Annotated in this window: 22 protein-coding genes and 1 tRNA gene; 8 read left to right on the top strand and 15 right to left on the bottom strand. The window is 50.9% G+C overall.

The genetic code is table 11. The features are described 5' to 3' along the window. The first annotated feature begins 114 nt into the window (after window positions 1–114). Window positions 115–411: a YciI family protein gene (locus KK102_RS00335; protein ID WP_089600585.1), complete on the top strand. Its 297-nt coding sequence runs from the start codon at window positions 115–117 to the stop codon at window positions 409–411. Between the two features lie 39 nt (window positions 412–450). Here KK102_RS00335 and KK102_RS00330 read toward each other — a convergent pair whose 3' ends face one another. The 4 genes from KK102_RS00330 to KK102_RS00315 all read right to left on the bottom strand — a co-directional run bounded on the left by KK102_RS00330 (window position 451) and on the right by KK102_RS00315 (window position 2912). After that, window positions 451–1404, bottom strand: a complete 954-nt coding sequence (locus KK102_RS00330; protein ID WP_216356667.1) for a bifunctional helix-turn-helix transcriptional regulator/GNAT family N-acetyltransferase — start codon at window positions 1402–1404, stop codon at window positions 451–453. Between the two features lie 91 nt (window positions 1405–1495). Next, on the bottom strand, window positions 1496–2131 hold the full coding sequence (gene leuE, locus KK102_RS00325; protein ID WP_109081352.1) for a leucine efflux protein LeuE: 636 nt from the start codon (window positions 2129–2131) through the stop codon (window positions 1496–1498). Window positions 2132–2200: 69 nt separating this feature from the next. Further along, the gene (locus tag KK102_RS00320; protein ID WP_126545991.1) at window positions 2201–2611 is read right to left on the bottom strand and encodes an Exc2 family lipoprotein; all 411 of its coding nucleotides are present in this window, start codon (window positions 2609–2611) and stop codon (window positions 2201–2203) included. Between the two features lie 127 nt (window positions 2612–2738). Further along, entirely contained in the window at window positions 2739–2912 is a 174-nt protein-coding gene (locus KK102_RS00315) for a YciY family protein (protein WP_017384232.1), read from the bottom strand. Window positions 2913–3055: 143 nt separating this feature from the next. Between KK102_RS00315 and cls the strand changes: the two genes are divergently transcribed. Next, window positions 3056–4516 (top strand): cardiolipin synthase, encoded by a 1461-nt coding sequence (gene cls, locus KK102_RS00310; protein ID WP_089599052.1) that lies wholly within the window; start codon window positions 3056–3058, stop codon window positions 4514–4516. 33 nt (window positions 4517–4549) lie between these two features. Beyond that, window positions 4550–4879, top strand: coding sequence for an HI1450 family dsDNA-mimic protein (locus tag KK102_RS00305; RefSeq protein WP_006810881.1), 330 nt, complete (start codon window positions 4550–4552; stop codon window positions 4877–4879). Window positions 4880–4910: 31 nt separating this feature from the next. Here the strand turns inward: KK102_RS00305 and KK102_RS00300 are convergent, their stop codons facing one another. The 7 genes from KK102_RS00300 to KK102_RS00270 form a co-directional block, all read right to left on the bottom strand. After that, complete coding sequence (locus KK102_RS00300) at window positions 4911–5747, bottom strand: ion transporter (protein ID WP_089599051.1); 837 nt, start codon at window positions 5745–5747, stop codon at window positions 4911–4913. Between the two features lie 48 nt (window positions 5748–5795). Continuing rightward, entirely contained in the window at window positions 5796–6800 is a 1005-nt protein-coding gene (gene oppF, locus KK102_RS00295) for a murein tripeptide/oligopeptide ABC transporter ATP-binding protein OppF (protein WP_010433006.1), read from the bottom strand. Beyond that, on the bottom strand, window positions 6797–7810 hold the full coding sequence (oppD, locus tag KK102_RS00290; RefSeq protein ID WP_174339689.1) for an ABC transporter ATP-binding protein: 1014 nt from the start codon (window positions 7808–7810) through the stop codon (window positions 6797–6799). Before oppD ends, oppF begins: the two co-directional genes overlap by 4 nt. A gap of 11 nt (window positions 7811–7821) precedes the next feature. Further along, on the bottom strand, window positions 7822–8730 hold the full coding sequence (gene oppC, locus KK102_RS00285) for an oligopeptide ABC transporter permease OppC (RefSeq protein WP_047348245.1): 909 nt from the start codon (window positions 8728–8730) through the stop codon (window positions 7822–7824). A 12-nt stretch (window positions 8731–8742) separates the two neighbouring features. Further along, window positions 8743–9663: an oligopeptide ABC transporter permease OppB gene (gene oppB / locus KK102_RS00280; RefSeq protein ID WP_126545989.1), complete on the bottom strand. Its 921-nt coding sequence runs from the start codon at window positions 9661–9663 to the stop codon at window positions 8743–8745. 84 nt (window positions 9664–9747) lie between these two features. Then, window positions 9748–11376 carry an oligopeptide ABC transporter substrate-binding protein OppA gene (gene oppA, locus KK102_RS00275; protein WP_126545988.1) on the bottom strand — a complete coding sequence of 543 codons (1629 nt, stop codon included), beginning with the start codon at window positions 11374–11376 and terminating at the stop codon, window positions 9748–9750. Between the two features lie 772 nt (window positions 11377–12148). Continuing rightward, window positions 12149–12796 carry a YchE family NAAT transporter gene (locus KK102_RS00270; RefSeq protein ID WP_216356666.1) on the bottom strand — a complete coding sequence of 216 codons (648 nt, stop codon included), beginning with the start codon at window positions 12794–12796 and terminating at the stop codon, window positions 12149–12151. Window positions 12797–13274: 478 nt separating this feature from the next. Between KK102_RS00270 and adhE the strand changes: the two genes are divergently transcribed. Next, window positions 13275–15953, top strand: a complete 2679-nt coding sequence (gene adhE / locus KK102_RS00265; protein ID WP_100166115.1) for a bifunctional acetaldehyde-CoA/alcohol dehydrogenase — start codon at window positions 13275–13277, stop codon at window positions 15951–15953. A 75-nt stretch (window positions 15954–16028) separates the two neighbouring features. Here adhE and tdk read toward each other — a convergent pair whose 3' ends face one another. After that, window positions 16029–16643, bottom strand: coding sequence for a thymidine kinase (gene tdk / locus KK102_RS00260; RefSeq protein WP_216356665.1), 615 nt, complete (start codon window positions 16641–16643; stop codon window positions 16029–16031). A gap of 549 nt (window positions 16644–17192) precedes the next feature. Between tdk and hns the strand changes: the two genes are divergently transcribed. Continuing rightward, window positions 17193–17606 (top strand): histone-like nucleoid-structuring protein H-NS, encoded by a 414-nt coding sequence (hns, locus tag KK102_RS00255; RefSeq protein ID WP_003856724.1) that lies wholly within the window; start codon window positions 17193–17195, stop codon window positions 17604–17606. A gap of 205 nt (window positions 17607–17811) precedes the next feature. Here the strand turns inward: hns and galU are convergent, their stop codons facing one another. From galU to rssA, 3 genes are all read right to left on the bottom strand, one after another. Further along, the gene (galU, locus tag KK102_RS00250; protein ID WP_126545985.1) at window positions 17812–18720 is read right to left on the bottom strand and encodes a UTP--glucose-1-phosphate uridylyltransferase GalU; all 909 of its coding nucleotides are present in this window, start codon (window positions 18718–18720) and stop codon (window positions 17812–17814) included. A gap of 199 nt (window positions 18721–18919) precedes the next feature. After that, a complete protein-coding gene (rssB, locus tag KK102_RS00245; protein WP_126545984.1) occupies window positions 18920–19933 on the bottom strand; it encodes a two-component system response regulator RssB in 1014 nt (337 codons plus the stop codon). Window positions 19934–20025: 92 nt separating this feature from the next. Then, the gene (gene rssA, locus KK102_RS00240) at window positions 20026–20928 is read right to left on the bottom strand and encodes a patatin-like phospholipase RssA (RefSeq protein ID WP_126545983.1); all 903 of its coding nucleotides are present in this window, start codon (window positions 20926–20928) and stop codon (window positions 20026–20028) included. A gap of 114 nt (window positions 20929–21042) precedes the next feature. Between rssA and KK102_RS00235 the strand changes: the two genes are divergently transcribed. The 3 genes from KK102_RS00235 to KK102_RS00225 all read left to right on the top strand — a co-directional run bounded on the left by KK102_RS00235 (window position 21043) and on the right by KK102_RS00225 (window position 22635). Continuing rightward, window positions 21043–21501 (top strand): YchJ family protein, encoded by a 459-nt coding sequence (locus KK102_RS00235; protein ID WP_126545982.1) that lies wholly within the window; start codon window positions 21043–21045, stop codon window positions 21499–21501. A gap of 48 nt (window positions 21502–21549) precedes the next feature. Then, the gene (gene purU, locus KK102_RS00230; protein ID WP_216356664.1) at window positions 21550–22392 is read left to right on the top strand and encodes a formyltetrahydrofolate deformylase; all 843 of its coding nucleotides are present in this window, start codon (window positions 21550–21552) and stop codon (window positions 22390–22392) included. 158 nt (window positions 22393–22550) lie between these two features. Next, window positions 22551–22635, top strand: a tRNA-Tyr gene (locus KK102_RS00225). Window positions 22636–22666 lie beyond the last annotated feature (31 nt).

Raw genomic sequence — 22666 nt, 5'->3', positions numbered from 1 at the left:
GTGAAAAAAGGGGCATTTAGATCAGGGTTTTAACATTGTTTTTATCTTTACATTGCAGTCATTTGCCCTTTCACATAACGTAACTGGCACTTTTAATGGTTAAGGAGCTTCGCCGTGCTTTATGTGATTTACTCTGAAGATGTCGCTGAATCCCTGGAAAAACGCCAGTCTGTTCGCCCTGCCCACCTGGCACGCCTACAGCTGCTGCAGGATGAAGGCCGCTTATTGACCGCGGGGCCTATGCCTGCGGTAGACAGCAACGATCCTGGCGCCGCGGGTTTTTCTGGCTCTACGGTCATTGCCGAGTTTGAATCTCTGGAAGCGGCAACCGCCTGGGCTGACGCCGATCCGTATGTGGCTGCCGGTGTGTACGAAAAAGTCACGGTGCGCCCGTACAAAAAAGTCTTTTGATGCCTCAAGGCTCCGCAAGGAGCCTTTTTTATCGCACCGTTAAACCTGTTTGAACCGGGTGAACTGCTGCTCAATGATACGGCTGCCCCACTGATCGCCCTCCCACTCTTTCGCCAGCGTAAAGCCAAAGGATTCGTACAGGCGTCGGGCAGAGGTCAATTTATTGAACGTCCAGAGATGCACGGCGGAAAAGCCCTCGCCGTCACAAAACGTCATGGCCTCGCTCAACAGTTTTTTGCCAACCCCATGCCCCCGGCAGCCATCGTCCAGAATAAACCAGCGCAGATGCGCCTCACCCGGCTCTAAATCCTCGCCGTCGATGGCGACAGATCCTACAATTCTGCCGTTCATCACGGCCAGCCAGACCTGATTGCACGGCTTCTCGAGGCGTCCGCTAAATTCAGCAAGCCCCGAGGCGACTTTGGCTTCGAAGAAGCTGCCAAAGTTATGCTCGCGTGCGTAATAGCTGCCGTGCATTTCCGCGATGCGGCCAATCATGCCGGGACGATAGCCTGCGACAATCACGGGAGCCGCTGGCTGTCGCTCAGCGCCGCTCTCCCGGCAGGCCAGCAACGCGTTGGCGTAGAGCGACAGTCCTTGAGAGATGGTTTCCTGCTGTATGGGATCCAGTGATTGTATCGCTGAAATGACCCGCTCGCTCCCGTAAGCATTAATTTGCTGAACGGTCTTGCGTCCCTTTGCAGTTAGCCGGAGACTTTTGGCACGGGCATCTTGCGCAGAAACACCCTCCTCCAGTTCGCCTGCAGAAATAAGGCGCGACAGCATTCGGCTGACGCTGGATTTTTCCAGACCCAGCAGCTGCACCAGCTGACCTGCGGTCATCTCTTTATGCAGCTCAATTTCCACGAGGGTGTGTACGGCCGAGGGCGAGTAATGCGTAGAGGCCAGCGTGGAGGCCATAAAGCCCAGCTCTCTGACCATCAGACGTGACGCAACGCGAATGTCGCTTACTACAGGGGGTTCAGTATGCATTCTTTCCTCCGCTATTTAGTTGTACTATACAACTAAATAGCGGAGCATTGTCAAGGGTATTAAAAAGGCTCCCTCAGGAGCCTTTCTTCTGTCAATGCAGCGACGCTAATCTCGCCGCAAAGCCGACAAATAATAGTCCTATCAGCCCATTCCCCAGCTTCGCCAGTTTCTTTTTGGTTTTCAGGTAGCGGGTGACAAACGCGCCAGAGAAGATCAGGAAGCTCATGTACATAAAGCTAATCAACTCAAGCGTGGTGGCGAGGATCAGGAAAGAGGTTCCTGTGTTTTGCGCATTCACGTCAATAAACTGTACGAAGAATGACACGTAAAAAAGAATCGCTTTCGGGTTCGTCAGGCTCAATACCAGAGACCGTTTCATGATCGCGCTGGCAGGCTCGGTTCCACCTTCGTGGGCGTTATTCTGGCGAGTCATAACGGACCACAGCATTTTGCCGCCGAGCCACAGCAGATAAAACGCCCCCAGATAGCGGACGATATTGAACAGCACCGGCGTGGTCTGGATTAAGGCCGCGACCCCTGCCCATGCCAGAAACATCAAAACCGCATCGCCGATAAACACACCGGTCGCGGCGAGATAGCCTTTTTTGACGCCGTGACCAATACCCGTTTTCAATACAAACAGCGTATTCGGACCGGGTACCAGCACAATGAAAAATGCGCCGACCACGTATGTCCAGAAATTCAGTACACCAAACTCCGCAAACACCTCTCCCTCCTTTTGCTGAAAAACAACGGGAATATCGCTGCAAAAACGATATTCCCGAAAACTGTCGCGTTATTGTACGCCGTTATAGCCGTCAAGATAAGTCGTGGCCAGTTCGTTGCCGTATAAAATGGCATCCTTTGGCTCCATTTCCGAGGTCCATTTACTCCCACTATTCCCCGTGAAGGCGTGCTCCGTTTTGGCCTCTTCCTGCAACCGATCGCGAATAGCCTGTGCGTACTGCTGAGCGTAAGACGGCGGTTGCCCCGCAGCGCGGTCAGCTTTCCCCTGCATATACAGCTCGCGAAACTGCGGCACATTGAGACGGTAATTTTGCGAAATACTGGAGGTATAATTCCCGCCCGTAAAATTGGATTGATGCGAGACGAAATAATAGGCATGTCTTTCAGGTGAGGGTTTATTGCTGTTGCAACCGCTGAGGACAGCGATCCCCATAAGTACCGCGACCACGTTTCCATTCATCCTTTGTTCCTTTTAAATTCATGCAGTTAGGCAAGAGGAGTATATCGCGGAATGAGGTCGGGAAGAGACTGCGAAAAATGATAGTCTTATAAAATCAGCGGGCACCTTGACGGTGCCCTCATGGTTCTCAGATATCCTGGACGGCGAACAGCAACGCGTTGCGGTGTCTGTTAAGTCCACATTTTCTGATAGCGTGGATACGCATATTGCGGCGGGATTGTGCTTCCAGCCAACGAGCCTTACGACGACTCACCTGTCGCAACATACGCCAGCGCCCTACTTCTGTTCTACTGCGCTTCATATCGACAACTCTTTCACTCACAGAGACGCCATTATATGCTCAACCCCGTCGCAAACCAGCGCTTTTATCTGCCGTTTTTATTTGCCAGATGAATCCTGATGCGTACACTCATAACAATACGCTTTCAAAAGGATTTTTTACTTATGACAACCTTCTACACCGTGGTGAGTTGGCTGGTCATTCTGGGATACTGGCTGTTAATCGCGGGGGTGACGTTACGCATCCTGATGAAGCGCAGAGCCGTACCTTCTGCCATGGCCTGGCTTCTGATTATTTACATTCTGCCGCTGGTGGGCATTATCGCGTATCTCTCTTTCGGTGAGCTCCATCTGGGTAAACGCCGCGCCGAGCGCGCCCGCGCGATGTGGCCCTCGACGGCGAAATGGCTCAGCGATCTTAAAGCCTGCAAACATATCTTTGCCGAAGAGAACAGCAGCGTCGCCTCTTCATTATTCAAGCTGTGCGAACGCCGCCAGGGCATCGCGGGCGTAAAGGGTAATCAGCTGCAATTAATGACTTCGTCCGACGATGTGATGCAGGCGCTGATCCGCGATATTCAGCTGGCGCGTCATAACATCGAGATGGTTTTTTATATCTGGCAGCCGGGGGGCATGGCGGATCAGGTTGCTGAATCACTGATGGCCGCCGCTCGTCGCGGTATTCACTGCCGCCTGATGCTGGATTCCGCTGGCAGCGTCGCGTTTTTCCGCAGCCCGTGGGCGGGAATGATGCGCAATGCCGGTATAGAAGTGGTTGAGGCGCTGAAGGTTAATCTGCTGCGTGTTTTCCTGCGGCGCATGGATCTTCGCCAGCACCGCAAAATGATTCTGATTGATAACTATATTGCCTACACCGGCAGTATGAACCTGGTCGACCCGCGCTTCTTCAAGCAGGACTCCGGTGTCGGTCAATGGATCGATCTGATGGCGCGAATGGAAGGCCCGGTCGCCACCTCTATGGGGATCGTCTACTCGTGCGACTGGGAAATAGAAACCGGTAAGCGTATTTTACCCCCGCCCCCGGACGGCAATATTATGCCGTTTGAAGAGGCCAGCGGACATACCATTCATACCATTGCCTCCGGGCCGGGTTTCCCGGAAGATCTCATACACCAGGCATTACTCACGGCGACCTATTCTGCGCGTGAGTATCTGATTATGACGACGCCTTACTTCGTCCCCAGCGACGATCTGCTGCACGCTATTTGTACTGCCGCGCAGCGTGGCGTAGACGTCAGTATTATTATGCCGCGCAAAAACGATTCTCTGCTGGTCGGTTGGGCAAGCCGCGCATTCTTTAGCGAACTCCTTGCCGCAGGGGTGAAAATTTATCAGTTTGAAGGCGGACTGTTGCATACCAAGAGCGTGCTGGTAGACGGTGAGCTGAGCCTCGTGGGCACAGTTAACCTTGATATGCGCAGCCTGTGGCTTAACTTCGAAATCACCCTCGTGATTGACGATGCCGGATTTGGTGGAGATCTGGCGGCGGTCCAGGATGATTATATCTCCCGCTCGCGCCTGCTGGATGCCAGACTGTGGGTGAAACGCCCGCTCTGGCAGAGAATTGCTGAACGACTGTTTTACTTCTTTAGTCCGTTGCTGTAAAACGTGCCCAACGATGTTTAACAGGTAGTCATCATGGAAATGGATCTGAACAATCGCCTGACCGAAGACGAAACGCTCGAGCAGGCCTATGACATTTTTCTCGAACTGGCGGTTGATAACCTCGATCCCGCAGATGTGATCCTCTTTAATCTGCAGTTTGAAGAACGCGGCGGTGCCGAGCTGTTCGACCCTTCAGAAGACTGGGCTGAGCATGTTGATTTTGATCTCAATCCGGACTTCTTTGCTGAAGTGGTGATTGGGCTGGCCGATGAAGATGGCGGTGAAATTAACGACATTTTCGCCCGCGTTCTGCTGTGTCGCGAGAAAGACCATAAGCTGTGCCATATTCTCTGGCGCGAATAATAAAAAAGGCTGCGATGGCAGCCTTTTTTATTTAATCCGGTAGTTCACTACCACAGCGGTTACAGAAACGCGCGCTGTGTTCATGCTCACCCTGATGGCAGTTCGAGCATTTACGCTGCTGCTTGCGGTTCTGAAATGCACTGCTCATGTGGGTGGTAATCAGTCCCGTCGGGATCGCGATCACCGAATAGCCAATCAAAATCAGGACCGATGCCACAATACGCCCAAGCGGCGTATGCGGTGTGATATCGCCGTAGCCAACGGTTGTAACGGTCACAATGGCCCAGTAGACGGACGCATTGAGCGTCGTAAAGCCATATTTGGGCCCTTCTATTAAATACATCAGCGCGCCAAAAACAATCATGACGATGGCAATAAACGAGTAGAACAAAATAAGCTGATGCCGCGCACTGACGATCGCACTCCAGAATACGCGTAATGACGGCATAAAACGCAGTAATTTCAGAATACGTAATACCCGAATCACACGCATCGCTCGCCAGGCGAAGACATAGCTCAGGCTGATCTCCGGCCAAAGCCACATAACATAGAGCGGCAGGATGGTGGCTAAATCGATAAATCCCCAGAAGCTGAAAACATATCTGGCCGGGTTGGGCCAGGCTATCACTCTGAGGAGATATTCGGCGGTAAAGACCAGGGTAATCGCCAGCTCAAGCCAGACAAAGATATGCCATTCGTCAAACGTCAGGTGGTATTGCGTCCCGGCACCCGATTCAATAAAGATGACAACCACGCTGAGCAGCGCAAATAAACCGCAAAGACCTTCGAAGCGTCGCCCGGATACCGTTTCAGGATCGAATAAAAAATGATAAAGCCGCCGACGGGCTGACGTGAATAAACGCGACACAGTAACCTCGCAAAAAAATAAGGGCTGACATCATGTCAGCCCTTGCGATTATAACGGGTCTACTTTAAGGCAGGAAACCGCATGTCGGAAACTGCCCTCCAGCACCGGTCGTGTTTTTGCACATTCCGGGCCGGCCATTGGACAGCGCGTGCGGAAGACGCAGCCCGACGGTGGATTAATTGGTGAGGGTAATTCCCCTTCCAGCAGCTGAATCGTTTTATTTTTTTCCAGATCCGGGTCGGGGATCGGCACTGCCGACATCAGCGCTTTGGTATAAGGATGCAGCGGGTTGTGGTACACCTCGTCATAGGTGCCCAGTTCCACCGCGTGCCCCAGATACATCACCAGTACACGGTCTGAAATGTGCTTCACCACGGCCAGATCGTGAGCGATGAAGATCAGCGAGAGCCCCATCTCACGCTGCAGCTTCTGCAGCAGGTTAACCACCTGTGCCTGAATGGACACGTCCAGCGCGGAGACCGGCTCATCACAGATGATCAGCTTCGGTTCCAGGATGAGCGCACGCGCAATGCCAATACGCTGACACTGGCCGCCGGAGAATTCGTGCGGATAGCGGTTGATGAGGTTTGGAAGCAGGCCCACTTTCATCATCATCGCTTTCACACGATCGCGCACTTCCTGACGCGACATCTTCGGATGATAGGTGCGCAGCGGCTCGGCAATAATTTCGCCGATGGTCATACGCGGGTTCAGTGACGCCAGCGGATCCTGGAAGATCATCTGAATATCGCTGCGCACGTCGCGCCACTCGTCCGGTTTCATCCCCAGCAGGTCTTTGCCCAGCCAGGCCACTTTGCCATCGGTGGCTTTCACCAGACCGATAATGGCACGGGCAAACGTGGACTTCCCGCAGCCAGACTCACCCACCACGCCCAGCGTTTCGCCCTCGTACAGGCGAAGCGTTACGCCATCAACGGCCTTGAGGGTTTTAGGCGGCTGCCAGAACCACTGTTTGCCGTCTTTGATATCGAAATGGACTTTAAGATCGGCAATTTCGAGCAGCACATTTCTTTTTTCATCTAATGCGTTCATACCAGCTCCTCATGCGGCTTAAAGCAGGCGCGCAGGCGGCCTGGTGCAAACTCTTCCAGCGGCGGAGCGCTATTACAAATTTCCATCGCATGCGGACAGCGTGGCTGGAATGGACAACCTTTTGGCAAACGCAGCAGGTTTGGCGGGTTACCTGGGATCGTCAGCAGGGATTCACCTTCCGCATCCAGACGCGGTACCGCATTCAGCAGGCCGATAGAATACGGATGTGCAGGCTGATAGAAGACATCACGTGCCTGACCATACTCCATGGTACGACCGGCATACATCACCAGCACTTTGTCGCAGATACCTGCGACCACGCCCAGGTCATGGGTGATCATGATAATTGCCGTGTTGAATTCCCGCTTAAGCTCGTTCAACAGGGTCATGATCTGTGCCTGAACGGTCACATCCAGCGCAGTGGTCGGCTCATCAGCAATCAGCAGTTTTGGCCGGCAAAGCAGCGCCATCGCAATCATCACGCGCTGACGCATACCGCCAGAGAATTCGTGCGGGAACATGCGCATGCGCTTGCGCGCTTCCGGCATTTTTACCGCATCCAGCATTTTGACCGACTCTTCAAAGGCTTCCGCTTTACCCATACCTTTATGCAGCATCAGTACTTCCATCAGCTGTTCGCCGACGCGCATATACGGGTTTAAAGAGGTCATTGGGTCCTGGAAAATCATCGAAATCTGCTCAGCGCGAAGCTTATTCAGCTCGTGTTCCGGCAGGTTGAGGATTTCACGACCGTTGAATTTCGCAGAACCACCTATCACGCCGTTAGACGCCAGCAGACCCATCAGCGCAAATGCGGTTTGCGATTTACCGGAGCCAGACTCCCCCACGATCCCCAGCGTTTCACCGGCGCGCAGGTTAAAATTAAGGTCGTTTACGGCGGTTACATCACCATCCGGCGTTTTAAAGGTGACACGGAGATCGTTTACATCCAGCAGCATATTGCTCTGCTGTTGCGCCATTGGCGCAGTGGCCGTTTCAATAATCGTCATGACGGCGCTCCTTAACGGTCTTTCGGGTCGAGGGCATCACGCAGGCCATCGCCGATAAAGTTGAAACAAAACAGGGTGACAACCAGGAAGCCCGCCGGATACAGCAGCAACCACGGTGAAACTTCCATCGAGTTTGCACCGTCACTCAACAACGCGCCCCAGCTGCTTAGCGGCTCTTGCGTGCCCAGCCCCAGGAAGCTCAGGAAGGATTCAAAGAGGATCATGCTCGGCACCAGCAGTGAGGCATACACCACCACCACGCCAAGAACGTTCGGCACAATGTGGCGAACCACGATATTACCGGTCGATACCCCACCCACCTGTGCCGCTTCGATAAACTCTTTGCGCTTAAGGCTCAGCGTTTGACCGCGTACGATACGCGCCATATCGAGCCAGGATACCATCCCGATGGCCACGAAAATCAACAGGATGTTCTGACCAAAGAAGGTCACCAGCAGGATCACGAAGAACATGAACGGGAAGGAGTTGAGGATTTCCAGCAGACGCATCATAACGGAGTCCACTTTCCCGCCGAGATAACCCGAAAGCGATCCGTAGAGCGTGCCGAGGATCACCGCCACCAGCGCGGCAGCAATACCGACCATCAACGAAATGCGGCCACCGATTGCCACGCGCACCAGCAGGTCACGACCGGATGAATCGGTACCGAAATAGTGCCCGGACTCCATATCTGGCGCGCTGGACATCATGCCCCAGTCCGTATCGAAATAGGTGAATTGCGACAGCATCGGTGCCAGCGTCACAAACAGGGCAATGATCACCAGTACGACCAGACTCGCGACGGCAGCACGGTTGTGCATAAAGCGACGACGCGCATCCTGCCAGAGGCTACGACCTTCGACTTCCAGTTTTTCACTGAAGTTTTCCAGCGCCTCGCTGTTTTTCTTACTCAACATCATGGCGTGCTCCAGTTAGTAACGGATTTTAGGGTCGATAACGGCATACAGCACATCGACAATGGCGTTAAACAGAATGGTCAGCGCACCAACCAAAATCGTCAGGCTCAGCACCAGCGAGTAGTCACGGTTAAGGGCACCGTTAACAAACAGCTGACCAATGCCCGGCAGGCCGTAGATGGTTTCGATAACCATTGACCCCGTAATGATGCCGACAAAAGCTGGCCCCAGGTAAGACAGGACGGGTAACAGCGCAGGCTTCAGCGCATGCCGTAAAATAATCCGGCGCATCGGTAACCCTTTCGCGCGCGCGGTACGGATAAAGTTTGAGTGCAGAACCTCAATCATCGACCCGCGCGTAATACGCGCGATACTGGCGATGTACGCCAATGACAATGCCACCATTGGCAGTATCATGAACTTCAGCGCCCCGCCGTTCCAGCCGCCGCCGGGCAGCCATTTCAGGGTGATGGCAAATATCATGACCAGCAACGGTGCGACAACGAAGCTTGGGATAACCACCCCGGTCATTGCGACCCCCATGACGGCATAATCCCATTTGGTATTTTGCTTTAAGGCGGCGACAACGCCCGCAGCTACCCCGAGCACGACGGCGAGCAGGAATGCGGCAGCACCCAATTTAGCCGATACCGGGAAGCTTGACGCCACCAGGTCGTTAACGGAGTAGTCTTTATATTTGAATGACGGCCCAAAATCCCCGTGCGCCAGCTGCTTCAGATAGTTGAAGTACTGGGTGGAGATAGGATCGTTCAGATGGTATTTCGCTTCAATGTTGGCCATAACTTCTGGCGGCAGCGTACGTTCACCGGTAAAAGGGCTTCCCGGTGCAAGACGCATCATGAAGAAGGAAATCGTGATGAGAATAAATAGCGTTGGAATCGCTTCAAGACAGCGACGTAGGATAAATTTCAACATTGCCCGTACCTTCTGGCGTGTGCCTATATTATGTGACGTTGGTTAGACACCGTGGGGCGAGTACCCTCGCCCCACTCATTGCCATTAATGCTTGATAATATAAAGATTCTTAACGGAGATATTATCCAACGGGTCTTTACCGGTATAACCCCCTACCCACGGTTTCACCAGACGGGCGTTTACGTAGTAGTAAACCGGTACAATTGCAGAGTCTTTATCGAGCTGTTCTTCTGATTTCGCGTACAGCTCTGCGCGCTGCGCATCGTCAGTCACTTTCAGCGTATCACCGATGATCTTATCGAAAGCCGGGCTCTTATAGTGTGCAGTGTTATTCGAACTGTCACTGAGCATCGTGTTCAGGAAGGATGTCGGTTCGTTGTAGTCCGCACACCAGCCAGCACGTGCCACGTCGAACGTCCCCTGATGACGGGTATCAAGGAAGGTTTTCCACTCCTGGTTTTCCAGTTTGACGTTCGCACCCAGGTTTTTCTTCCAGATAGACGCGACGGCAATAGCCAGTTTTTTATGCAGATCTGACGTGTTGTACAGCAGGTTAAACGTCAGAGGCTTATCAGCGGTATACCCTGCTTCAGCCAACAGTTTTTTGGCTTCTTCGTTACGTTTTTCCTGGGACCATTTGAACCACTCAGGTTCAACCAGTTTCATACCGTCGGTGTAAGGCGGGGTGTAGCTATAAGCGGGCAGATCGCCCTGGTTTTTCACCTTGTTAACAATGATATCGCGATCCAGCGCCAGCTTCAGCGCGGTACGAACGCGCACGTCGGTGAACGGTGCTTTCTGGTTGTTAATTTCGTAGTAGTACGTGCACAGGTACGGATCGACGTGAACTTCTTTCGGGATCTCTTTTTTCAGTTTCTGGAACAGTTCAATCGGCATGTTGTTATAGGTCATGTCGATCTCGCCGCTGCGGTAGCGGTTAACGTCTGTCACTTCAGAAGAAATTGGCAGGTATGTCACCTGATTGATCACGGTTTTCGCGTTGTCCCAGTACTGCGGGTTACGCTCCAGAACCATACGTTCGTTGACCACCCAGTCTTTCAGCTTATAAGCACCGTTGGTCACGATATTGGCTGGCTGCGTCCATTTTTCACCAAATTTCTCGACGGCGGATTTTGGTACCGGAGACACGGACGGGTGAACAAGCAGCTTATAGAAGTACGGAACAGGTTCGCTCAACGTCACTTCAAAGGTATTCGCATCAATGGCTTTTACGCCCAGATCGGTAACAGGTTTTTTGCCTGCGATAATGTCATCAATATTGGCGATGTGACCATACTGCAGATAGCTCGCATACGGAGAGGCGGTATTTGGATTCGCCAGGCGCTGCCAGCTATACACGAAATCTTCGGCGGTGACCGGAGTGCCGTCGGACCACTTAGCATCTTTACGCAGATGGAAGGTCCAGACTTTGAAATCTTTGTTTTCCCATTTCTCTGCCACACCCGGAGCAGGGTGGCCGTCTACGTCAGTAACCAGCAGACCTTCGAACAGATCGCGGTTAACGTTCGACTCAGGAACCCCTTCAATTTTGTGCGGGTCCAGAGACTGAACTTCCGCACCGTTGTTACGCACCAGCGTCTGTTTTTCCGCCAGTTGTACCCCAGCAGGCACATCCGCAGCCATTGCGTTGCCCGCGATTAGCGCAGTTAAAATCCCCGCCGCTATCAGATTTTTTTTTGTGATGATGGTCATTGTGTTGGTACTCCACTCATTATAATTACTGGCCTTCGCCAGCTGTGTAATCCCCTGTTGGGGCCTGTACAGCGCAGGAGTTTTTTTATGCTGCTGCCAGGTTCTTTTTTCTACTTCTTGCTATCACCGACTTTTTTATTACTGACCGCTCGTATGGCCGTCTTGCGTCGATTCTTAACGCGCCGCCCCGTCTGCGACGTGTTATGGATTTCTGAGACGAAAACTATATGAAAATAATTCTCATCTACTTGTTTAATTCTGCAAAATATAAGGCCGGAAAGTATCAAATGGCGCATACGCCCGCCAATACATTTTGCAAATTTGTTAAGCAATTCTCTTTTACGAAGGATACCGTTTCTCTGACAATCGTCTCACTGGACAGCATTTATCAAAAAATTAGTGAATATTCAATAAGATGTAAAAAACCTTCTTTGCGTGCACTTCAATGCGTCGCCTCAGGCAGACTTTGCACAAAAATTTAACAACTGGTTATTATTTAGCACATTCCTCTAGGGGAACATTGAAATTACTAATATCATTTCGGATATCACTCAGCAAGCCCCAGACTATCATGTGAGTAAAATAACAGAGCATTCGAAGGTTTTATGTGCAGGGAGGTGGGTAAGAAAGAATTAACTCGTTGAAATACAAGCAAAGGGGATTATTAGTAGAATTTATTATGGCATGTTCACATTTCAACTTTATTTATATGATTTGCTGATAATGACGTAAAAAAAACGGAGCCCCTGGCTCCGTCCTTTCATATGAAGTTTTAATGTAATAACCCGGGGAAAATGCTTTTAATGCCGGTAACGATAAACTCAATGCCCAACGCCATCAGCAGCAGACCCATGATACGGGTAATAACGTTGATGCCTGTTTGCCCTAACAGCCGCACCAGCCAGGGGGCCATGCGGAATACGCCCCAACAGCAGAGCGCGAAAAGCGCAATCGCCACGGAAAAACCGATCAGGTGCATCAGACTGTGATAGCGCGTCCCCCACACTATCGTCGAGCTAATAGCCCCCGGCCCCGCCATCAGCGGCAAGGCCAACGGAACGACACCGATACTTTCGCGAACCGCCGTTTCTGATTTTTCCTGTTTGTTCTGTTTATCCTCACCCAGCTTACCGCTGATCATCGACATGGCGATGGTGACAACCAGGATCCCGCCCGCAATACGGAAGGAATCGATAGAGATACCGAACAACTGCAGAATGCCATCACCCAGGTAAAGCGACGTCAGCAGAATAATCGCTACCGATAAGTTTGCCGTCAGGTTGGTTTTGTTTCTGGCAGCGGCGGTCTGGTAGCTGGTCATACTGATGAACACAGGGATAATCCCCACTGGGTTCACCAGGGCAAACAAACCAATAAAAAACTTAAAATATGTAGGGAAATCAAAGAGCGTTTGAATCACATTTAGCTCCGCTAATGAGCATGTTCAGGGACAGAAAATATGTCATGATAAAACCGCGCTGAAGATACGCTTTTTTGCAGCATTCTTCACCAGAAATCTGTGCCAAAACGTTATCATTTCATGATGTTAAACATTTGTAGAATCAATGATAGCGTCACTTCCAATAGTTACGTAATTATTTAACAGTGGAAAATTCTTGCCGAAATAGCCTGCTGAAAGGTATCAGCTTGGGGAAAAATTGATGCAGATCATGATTTCCGTACTCAGAAGTGAGTAATCTGATTACGCCGCCAGGGAGATCACCTATCAAAAAGGTATGATGCTAAGGTAAGGCTCTTTTAGTAAATTAGTGGACTGGAACAAGAAGTAACCCCTTGTTTTACTGTGTGTTACGCAAGTGGTATCGGCTCTGTCTATACTGTGTGACGTATCGAGCGCTGGTTTACTAAAAGAGTTTAAACATTATCAGGAGAGCATTATGGCTGTTACTAATATCGCTGAACTGAACGCACTCGTCGAGCGCGTTAAAAAAGCCCAGCGTGAATATGCCAATTTCACCCAAGAACAGGTTGATAAAATCTTCCGCGCGGCCGCACTGGCTGCTGCAGATGCTCGAATCCCTCTCGCTAAAATGGCCGTTGCCGAATCCGGTATGGGTATCGTTGAAGATAAAGTGATCAAAAACCACTTTGCTTCAGAGTATATCTACAACGCCTATAAAGATGAGAAAACCTGTGGCGTGCTGTCTGAAGACGACACCTTCGGTACCATCACTATTGCAGAACCTATCGGCATCATTTGCGGTATTGTTCCAACCACTAACCCAACGTCTACTGCTATCTTCAAATCACTGATCAGCCTGAAGACCCGTAACGCAATCATCTTCTCCCCGCACCCACGTGCAAAAGACGCGACCAACAAAGCAGCAGATATCGTTCTGCAGGCTGCAATTGCCGCTGGCGCACCAAAAGATTTGATTGGCTGGATCGATCAGCCGTCTGTTGAACTGTCCAATGCACTGATGCATCACCCGGACATTAACCTGATTCTGGCGACCGGTGGTCCTGGTATGGTTAAGGCGGCATACAGCTCCGGTAAACCAGCCATCGGCGTAGGCGCAGGTAACACCCCTGTTGTTATCGACGAAACGGCGGATATCAAACGTGCCGTTGCGTCTGTACTGATGTCAAAAACCTTCGATAACGGCGTGATCTGTGCGTCTGAGCAGTCTGTTGTGGTTGTTGACTCCGTATACGATGCCGTTCGCGAACGTTTCGCAAGCCACGGCGGCTACCTGCTGCAGGGTAAAGAGCTGAAAGCCGTTCAGGACATCATCCTGAAAAATGGCGCACTGAATGCTGCTATCGTAGGTCAACCAGCATACAAAATTGCTGAGCTGGCAGGCTTCACCGTTCCGGCAACTACCAAGATCCTGATTGGTGAAGTGAAAGTTGTCGATGAAAGCGAACCGTTCGCTCACGAAAAACTGTCCCCTACTCTGGCAATGTACCGTGCGAAAGATTTCGATGACGCGGTAGAGAAAGCAGAGAAACTGGTTGCCATGGGCGGTATCGGTCACACCTCTTGCCTGTACACCGACCAGGATAACCAGCCAGAACGTGTTGCTCACTTCGGTCAGAAGATGAAAACTGCACGTATCCTGATCAACACCCCTGCTTCTCAGGGTGGTATCGGTGACCTGTACAACTTTAAACTCGCACCTTCCCTGACTCTGGGTTGTGGTTCCTGGGGTGGTAACTCCATCTCTGAAAACGTTGGTCCAAAACACCTGATCAACAAGAAAACCGTTGCTAAGCGAGCTGAAAACATGTTGTGGCACAAACTTCCGAAATCTATCTACTTCCGCCGTGGCTCTCTGCCAATCGCGCTGGATGAAGTGATTACTGATGGCCACAAGCGTGCGCTCATCGTGACTGACCGTTTCCTGTTCAACAACGGCTACGCAGATCAGATCACCTCAGTACTGAAAGCGTCTGGCGTTGAAACTGAAGTCTTCTTTGAAGTTGAAGCTGACCCAACCCTGAGCGTTGTTCGTAAAGGTGCTGAACTGGCAAACTCCTTCAAACCAGATGTGATTATCGCACTGGGTGGCGGTTCCCCAATGGACGCCGCGAAAATCATGTGGGTCATGTACGAGCATCCGGAAACCCACTTCGAAGAACTGGCGCTGCGCTTTATGGATATCCGTAAACGTATCTACAAGTTCCCGAAAATGGGCGTGAAAGCGAAAATGATCGCTGTCACCACCACTTCCGGTACCGGTTCAGAAGTGACGCCGTTTGCGGTTGTAACTGATGACGCAACAGGTCAGAAATACCCACTGGCTGACTACGCGCTGACTCCAGATATGGCTATCGTTGATGCCAACCTGGTGATGGATATGCCGAAATCACTCTGTGCCTTCGGTGGTCTGGATGCCGTGACTCACGCTCTGGAAGCCTATGTGTCTGTACTGGCGTCTGAGTTCTCTGACGGTCAGGCTCTGCAGGCTCTGAAACTGCTGAAAGAGAACCTGCCAGCGTCTTACAACGAAGGTGCGAAAAACCCGGTAGCGCGTGAGCGTGTACACAGTGCTGCAACCATCGCAGGTATCGCGTTTGCGAACGCCTTCCTGGGTGTTTGTCACTCAATGGCACACAAACTGGGTTCTCAGTTCCACATTCCTCACGGTCTGGCGAACGCCCTGTTGATCAGCAACGTTATTCGTTATAACGCGAACGACAACCCAACCAAGCAGACTGCATTCAGCCAGTACGACCGTCCGCAAGCTCGTCGTCGTTACGCTGAAATCGCTGACCACCTGGGTCTGAGCGCACCGGGCGACCGCACTGCTGCGAAGATTGAGAAACTGCTGGCATGGCTGGACAGCATCAAAGCTGAGCTGGGTATTCCTAAATCTATCCGTGAAGCAGGCGTTCAGGAAGCTGACTTCCTCGCTCACGTAGATAAGCTGTCTGAAGACGCATTTGATGACCAGTGTACTGGTGCTAACCCGCGCTACCCGCTGATCTCCGAGCTGAAACAGATTCTGCTGGATACCTACTACGGTCGCGAGTTCAAAGAAAACGACACTGTCGCTGCAAAAGTTGAAGCGCCTGTTGTTAAAGCTGACAAAAAAGCGAAGAAAAGCGCTTAATTGACAGCCTAATAAAAAACCCGCCAATGGCGGGTTTTTTTATGTCTGCTTGTCAGCAAAGCAATCTGTTCTGACCTATTTCCGGTTATCGCTCTGGATAGCTGCCAGTGAGCCTACAACAAGTGCTTCTTTATAGTGCTTGCGACAGACCGATACATAGCGCTCATTGCCACCTATAACGACCTGTTCGCCATCCGCGTAGGGTTTACCGGATTGATCGAGACGAAGCACCATACTGGCTTTACGGCCGCAGAAACAGATAGTCTTCAGCTCAACGAGCTTATCCGACCATGCGAGCAAATACTGGCTGCCAGCAAATAACTCGCCGCGAAAATCGGTGCGTAGACCATAGCAGAGTACGGGAATATCCAGTTCGTCAACGACTTCAGAAAGCGCATGAACCTGTTCTCGCGTCAGGAACTGGCTTTCATCAACCAGAACACAATGGATGGGCTTAGCGGCGTGTTCAGTGCGGATATCATCCAGTAAATCCGTTTGCGGGTTATACAGCCCTGCCGGCGACGAAAGCCCTATTCTTGAACTTACCTTCCCTGCACCAAAGCGATTGTCGATTTCAGCGGTGTATACAACGGTACGCATCCCCCGCTCCTGGTAATTGTATGAGGATTGCAGTAACGCCGTCGATTTCCCTGCATTCATTGCCGAATAGTAGAAATAAAGTTGTGCCATTGGCCGAAGAACCCTAATCAATGTGTAATATTCCCGATGAATCATTGTACCATATTTTGTCCCGTCATCAGCGATACACCGCACAGACTATGCCGCTGAACCCGTGATTAACCCTTGGTACTTTTAGAAAATAATGCGTTAAAACATACATTAAACGCTTACCGGGCTGCCAATAAGCCTCATCTGCAGCCAAACATAACACTTCTTTTTATACTGGAATCTACGTTCATTAAAATTCACTATTTATTAACTATTTTTGCCTTATCCGTGCGTTCCTGAAGTAATACAAAAGGCTGATATTTATCCGCCGCAACTATAATTCCTGAGGGAAATGTCACAAAACCAAACATACATACCGCTGTTTTTGCCGTTCGACCTGAAATCATCAGACCAGACAAACGGCGAAATTTAAGTTAGCGTAATTAATAATAGCGACGACGATTTCGTATTTTTTGAATTCCTTACATTCCCACCTATTGCACAACTCAATTTATCGCTCTATTATTAGGACAACAAACCACCCCCCATTATAAGTTTGAGATTACTACAATGAGCGAAGCACTTAAAATTCTGAACAACATCCGTACTCTTCGTGCGCAGGCAAGAGAATGTACCCTTGAAACGCTTGAAGAAATGCTGGAAAAATTAGAAGTTGTAGTTAATGAGCGTCGTGAAGAAGAAAGCGCAGCTGCTGCTGAAATCGAAGAACGCACTCGTAAACTGCAGCAATATCGCGAAATGCTGATTGCAGATGGTATCGATCCAAACGAATTGCTGAACAGCATGGCTGCGGCTAAAACCGGTACCAAAGCTAAACGCGCTGCTCGTCCGGCTAAATATAGCTACATTGATGAGAACGGCGAAGAGAAAACCTGGACCGGCCAGGGTCGTACTCCAGCTGTTATCAAGAAAGCAATGGATGAGCAGGGTAAACAACTGGATGACTTCCTGATCAAGGATTAATCTGAATCTATTTACAAAAATCTCGCTTAATGCGGGATTTTTTTTACGCGAAATTCCGCTGAACCCCCTTTTACACTCTGTCATATGTCGCCACAGACTATTTAATGTCTTTTACAATCCCTCTCCAGCGGCCACAGAGCCTCGTTATGGGCATAAAAAAACCGGTGGGCATCGCCACACCGGTCTTGTCCTACTGAGTATCAGACTATTTCTTAATACCCACGCTTTCTTTGAGCCAGGCTTTAAATTCTTCGCCCAGGGCATTGTGGCGAATACCATATTCAACGAATGCCTGCATATAACCGAGTTTATTACCGCAGTCATGGCTCTTACCTTTCATATGGTAAGCTTCTACGGTTTCTTTTTCGATCAGCATGTCGATGCCATCGGTCAACTGGATTTCATCACCCGCTCCCGGAGGCGTTTTCGCCAGCAGCGGCCAAATCTCAGCACTCAGTACATAACGACCCACAACCGCCAGATTAGATGGCGCTACGTCCGCTTTCGGTTTCTCAACCACACCCACCATTGGAACGCTTTCACCAGGCTCCAGGTTAACGCCCTTGCAGTCCACAACACCGTAAGCGGTAACGTCTTCTACAGGCTCAACCATAATCTGGCTGCTGCCGGTTTCGTCGAAGCGCTTGATCATTTCTGCCAGGTTATCCTGAGACAGATCTGATTCATATTCATCCAGAATAACGTCCGGCAGAATAACAGCAACCGGCTCATCACCCACAACCGGATGTGCACACAGCACAGCATGACCCAGACCTTTCGCCAGCCCCTGACGAACCTGCATAATGGTGACGTGTGGAGGACAAATAGACTGAACTTCCTCTAACAGCTGGCGCTTAACACGTTTTTCCAGCATCGCTTCAAGTTCAAAACTTGTATCAAAATGGTTTTCGATAGAGTTTTTAGATGAATGCGTAACCAGCACAATCTCAGTAATCCCTGCCGCGATACATTCATTAACGACGTACTGGATTAATGGCTTATCAACTAAAGGCAGCATCTCTTTAGGGATTGCCTTCGTTGCTGGTAACATCCTGGTCCCCAATCCCGCTACCGGGATGACGGCCTTTCTGACTTTCGAATTTAGGGCAGCCATTCAAATTCTCCTGAGCTGTTCAAGTTTTGAACTTTTATGCATTAAATAACGCGTTAAGTATATCAGCCTCAGCCTTTAGTACGGGTCTGAAAAGAACGCGTTGCCGATCAATTAGGATAAATACGCATGAATCTGGCAGCGATAGTAGCACCGCCAACTAAACACTGGAAAAGCAATCTCAAGAATAAAACTCAACTGCTTATTCCGTGGACAACATTAAGCGCAACCGCCCGCCAGCACCCCAAATTTGGCACTGCCAGGAGGAACAGCGATGGCTAATTTGATTGAGGTAAGCCGTCCCCAGTGTTCCCAGCGGTACGCCGTTACTCACCTGAATATGATGCTCACCCGTATTCAGAGAAGCGTTTAAACCCGCAGAGACAAGAATCAGGTTTTTCAGTCCGCTGTGATAATAACCGACGAGAAGAGGAAATTGCCCAGGCAAATTAGCCTGGCGGAAAAGTTGATTAACTTGTTTAAGCAAACTGCCCAACTCAGGAAGCCGCTGTCCCTGGTGGGATAACTGCTCCTGCAATAATCCATTAAATAGGGCACGAAGTAACAATGCGGCTAAAACACCATTGTCTCCTGCACGGGTCACGTCCAGGCAATAAAAAGCAAGATCGGAATCGGATAACGGCGCAATATCGAGCACCAGGCCATGCTGGTCTGCCGCCACGAGTTGTCGATAATTTATCCGGCAATGGGAAAGCGTTTGTTGTACCGGAGGCTGAAGCTCTTGTAACAATTTGGCTGCGGCGAGCGGATTACTGACCAACGCATCCCAGTCCTGAAAAAGACGTTCTTCTTCCTCAACGCGGGAATTGAACATGTTGGGGTAAAGGCAAGCGAGCACCGTCTCACGCAGACGGTTCAAATCCTTGACGGGCTTCAGCAGAATATCCTGCACTCCCAGACGAAGTGCTTTCGCGATATCCGCCATATTCTCCGTCGCAGAGATCACCAGCACGGGCATCTGATTCCCTTCGTTGCGAAGATGCTCAACCAGTTTCAGGCCATTCATTCGCGGCATCGCGATGTCGCAGATCATTAAGTCCGGGGCAACAGAGGTCATTTTCTCCAGCGCGTCGATGCCGTCCGCGGCAAGAGAAGTATCTGCGCCCAGTGAGGATAACCACGAATCCAGCAAAGAGCGGAAAACGGGCTCGTCTTCAACGATTAAAATGTGTTTTCCGACCAATGGCTGCGTCATGGTTCCTCCCCTGGCTGACAGTTACTCAATAGTGGCATGCTATTGGGACTATCGCCTGTCAGATTTTGCTGAAGTAATCAAATAAAGGATGCTTAAAGTGCTGTTCGCACAAATGGCAACAATTCATCTATTTTCTTTTCGACGGCTAAGGTACCCGCTGAAATCGCGGCCTCAGCTCTATGGAAATCAAGGGTAGAGATTTGAGGACAATAAGGTTGAATCAGAATGTCGGGAGGATCGCCGGCCATACGGTTTCGCTTCAGGCGGTTCTCAAGTACCTGAATTGACGTGGTCATGATTTCCAGGGCGGTGGGTGCCGTTACTGCCCTGCGAGCTGCCAGGCGTCCAATCCTTCCGCGCAAACGCGCATGCCAGGCGAGCTTCTCACCCTCAGCATCATCACTTTGAAGATTAACGGGCATGAGGTCTTGCTGCATCAGGTGGGCATCATGTTGCAAGTCCACGGCAATAACAATATCCGCACCCATGGCACGCGTCAGGGATACAGGGACCGGGTTTACTACCCCGCCATCGACCAGCCAGTAGCCGTTATGCGGCACAGGGGCCATTAATCCCGGCATGCTGCAGGACGCCCGGACGGCAAGATGAAGATCGCCTTCGGTGAGCCACAGCTCACGTCCTGTACTGAGGTTCGTGGCTACCGCGCCAAACGGCAACTGGCAGTGGGTAAAGTCATCAAGGGGCATAATCTGACGGAACTGATTAAACACGCGCTCGCCGCGCAGCAGGCCGCCACGCTGCCAGGAGAGATCCATCAGGCGCAGCACATCCCAGTAGCTGAAGGAACGTACCCATCGCTCAAGCTCCGGTAGCTTACCGCAGGCATATGCTGACCCGACCAGCGAACCAATCGAACAGCCTGCAACGATATCAACGTCAATACCCATCTGTTTCAAGGCGTTGATAACGCCAATATGCGACCAGCCTCGGGCTGCACCTGAGCCTAGCGCCAGTCCAATTTTTACTTTTCTCATTAGCCCTGTTTTACTTCCCCTGGATCCCCAACATAGCGTCAACGCAACAGCTCAGTTAACATAGTGCTACCCTAAGCGTTAAACGCCCTTATTTTTTGTTCCAGGAAGAGAATCGTGTCTCAACTCTGCCCCTGTGGTAGCGCTCTGGAGTATAGCCTATGTTGCCAGCGATATCTTACTGGCGAGCAGGTTGCTCCAGACCCGTCACACCTGATGCGTTCGCGGTATACTGCTTTTGTGATCAAAGACGCAGATTATTTAGTCAAGACCTGGCACCCAGATTGCCATGCCGCTGATTTTCGGCAAGACATTGAAGCGGGCTTCGCCAATACCCACTGGCTCGGTCTCACGGTCTTTGATTCAGCCCCCGGTCGTGATGAAAACGAGGGTTACGTAAGTTTTGTTGCCCGTTTCACCGAACAGCACAAACCCGGCGCCATTATTGAACGTTCCCGTTTCTTAAAGGAAAGCGGGCAATGGTATTATATTGACGGAACGCGCCCTCAATTCGGTCGTAACGATCCCTGCCCTTGCGGTTCAGGTAAAAAATTTAAAAAGTGTTGCGGGCAGTAATGCCTGACAACCGAGACTTCGCAAATACACAAACAGGATTTCCCGGCGATGCAATCACTACAACGTAAAGTTCTGCGCACCATCTGTCCCGATCAAAAAGGGCTGATCGCACGAATTACCAACATTTGTTACAAACATGAACTGAATATCGTGCAGAACAACGAGTTCGTTGACCACCGTACCGGTCGCTTCTTTATGCGCACCGAGCTCGAAGGTATCTTCAACGACACCACCCTGCTTACCGATCTGGATAGCGCCCTGCCGGAAGGTTCCGTGCGTGAGCTGACGCCAGCTGGCCGTCGTCGCATTGTGATCCTGGTGACCAAAGAGGCACACTGCCTGGGCGACCTGCTGATGAAAGCCAACTACGGCGGTCTTGATGTCGAAATTGCCGCCGTTATCGGCAACCACGAGACGCTGCGTACGCTGGTCGAGCGGTTTGATATTCCATTCGAACTGGTCAGCCACGAAGGCCATACCCGTGAAGAACACGACGATCTGATGGCGCAGGCGATTGAAGCGCATAATCCAGACTACGTGGTGCTGGCGAAATATATGCGCGTGTTAACGCCTTCCTTCGTGGCGCGTTTCCCGAACAAGATTATCAACATCCACCACTCGTTCCTTCCCGCCTTTATCGGCGCACGCCCGTACCACCAGGCCTACGAGCGCGGCGTGAAGATCATCGGTGCGACGGCCCACTACGTGAATGACAACCTGGATGAAGGTCCTATCATCATGCAGGACGTGATCCATGTGGATCACACCTATACCGCGGAAGACATGATGCGCGCTGGGCGCGACGTTGAGAAAAACGTCTTAAGCCGTGCGCTGTATCAGGTGCTTGCCCAACGCGTCTTCGTTTACGGCAACAGAACCATCATTCTTTAATCTTTCGGAAAATGAATTGATTAGCTTTGCGCCTTTACGGATAAAAAGCAGGCAAACGACTTCATTTCCCTAAAGGAATGCTTTACAGGGGCGTCTCATTTGATATGATGCGCCCCGCTTCCAGCAGGAAGCAGGCCAGTAAAAAAGCATTACCCCGTGGTGGGGTTCCCGAGCGGCCAAAGGGAGCAGACTGTAAATCTGCCGTCATCGACTTCGAAGGTTCGAATCCTTCCCCCACCACCATCTCTCAGCATTACCTCAAAATTTGAATTAC

It is taken from the genome of Enterobacter quasimori (assembly GCF_018597345.1).
Lineage (GTDB): Bacteria > Pseudomonadota > Gammaproteobacteria > Enterobacterales > Enterobacteriaceae > Enterobacter > Enterobacter mori.
Note: the sequence above shows the minus strand (reverse complement) of the source record. Positions and strands in the feature narration are given on the sequence as shown.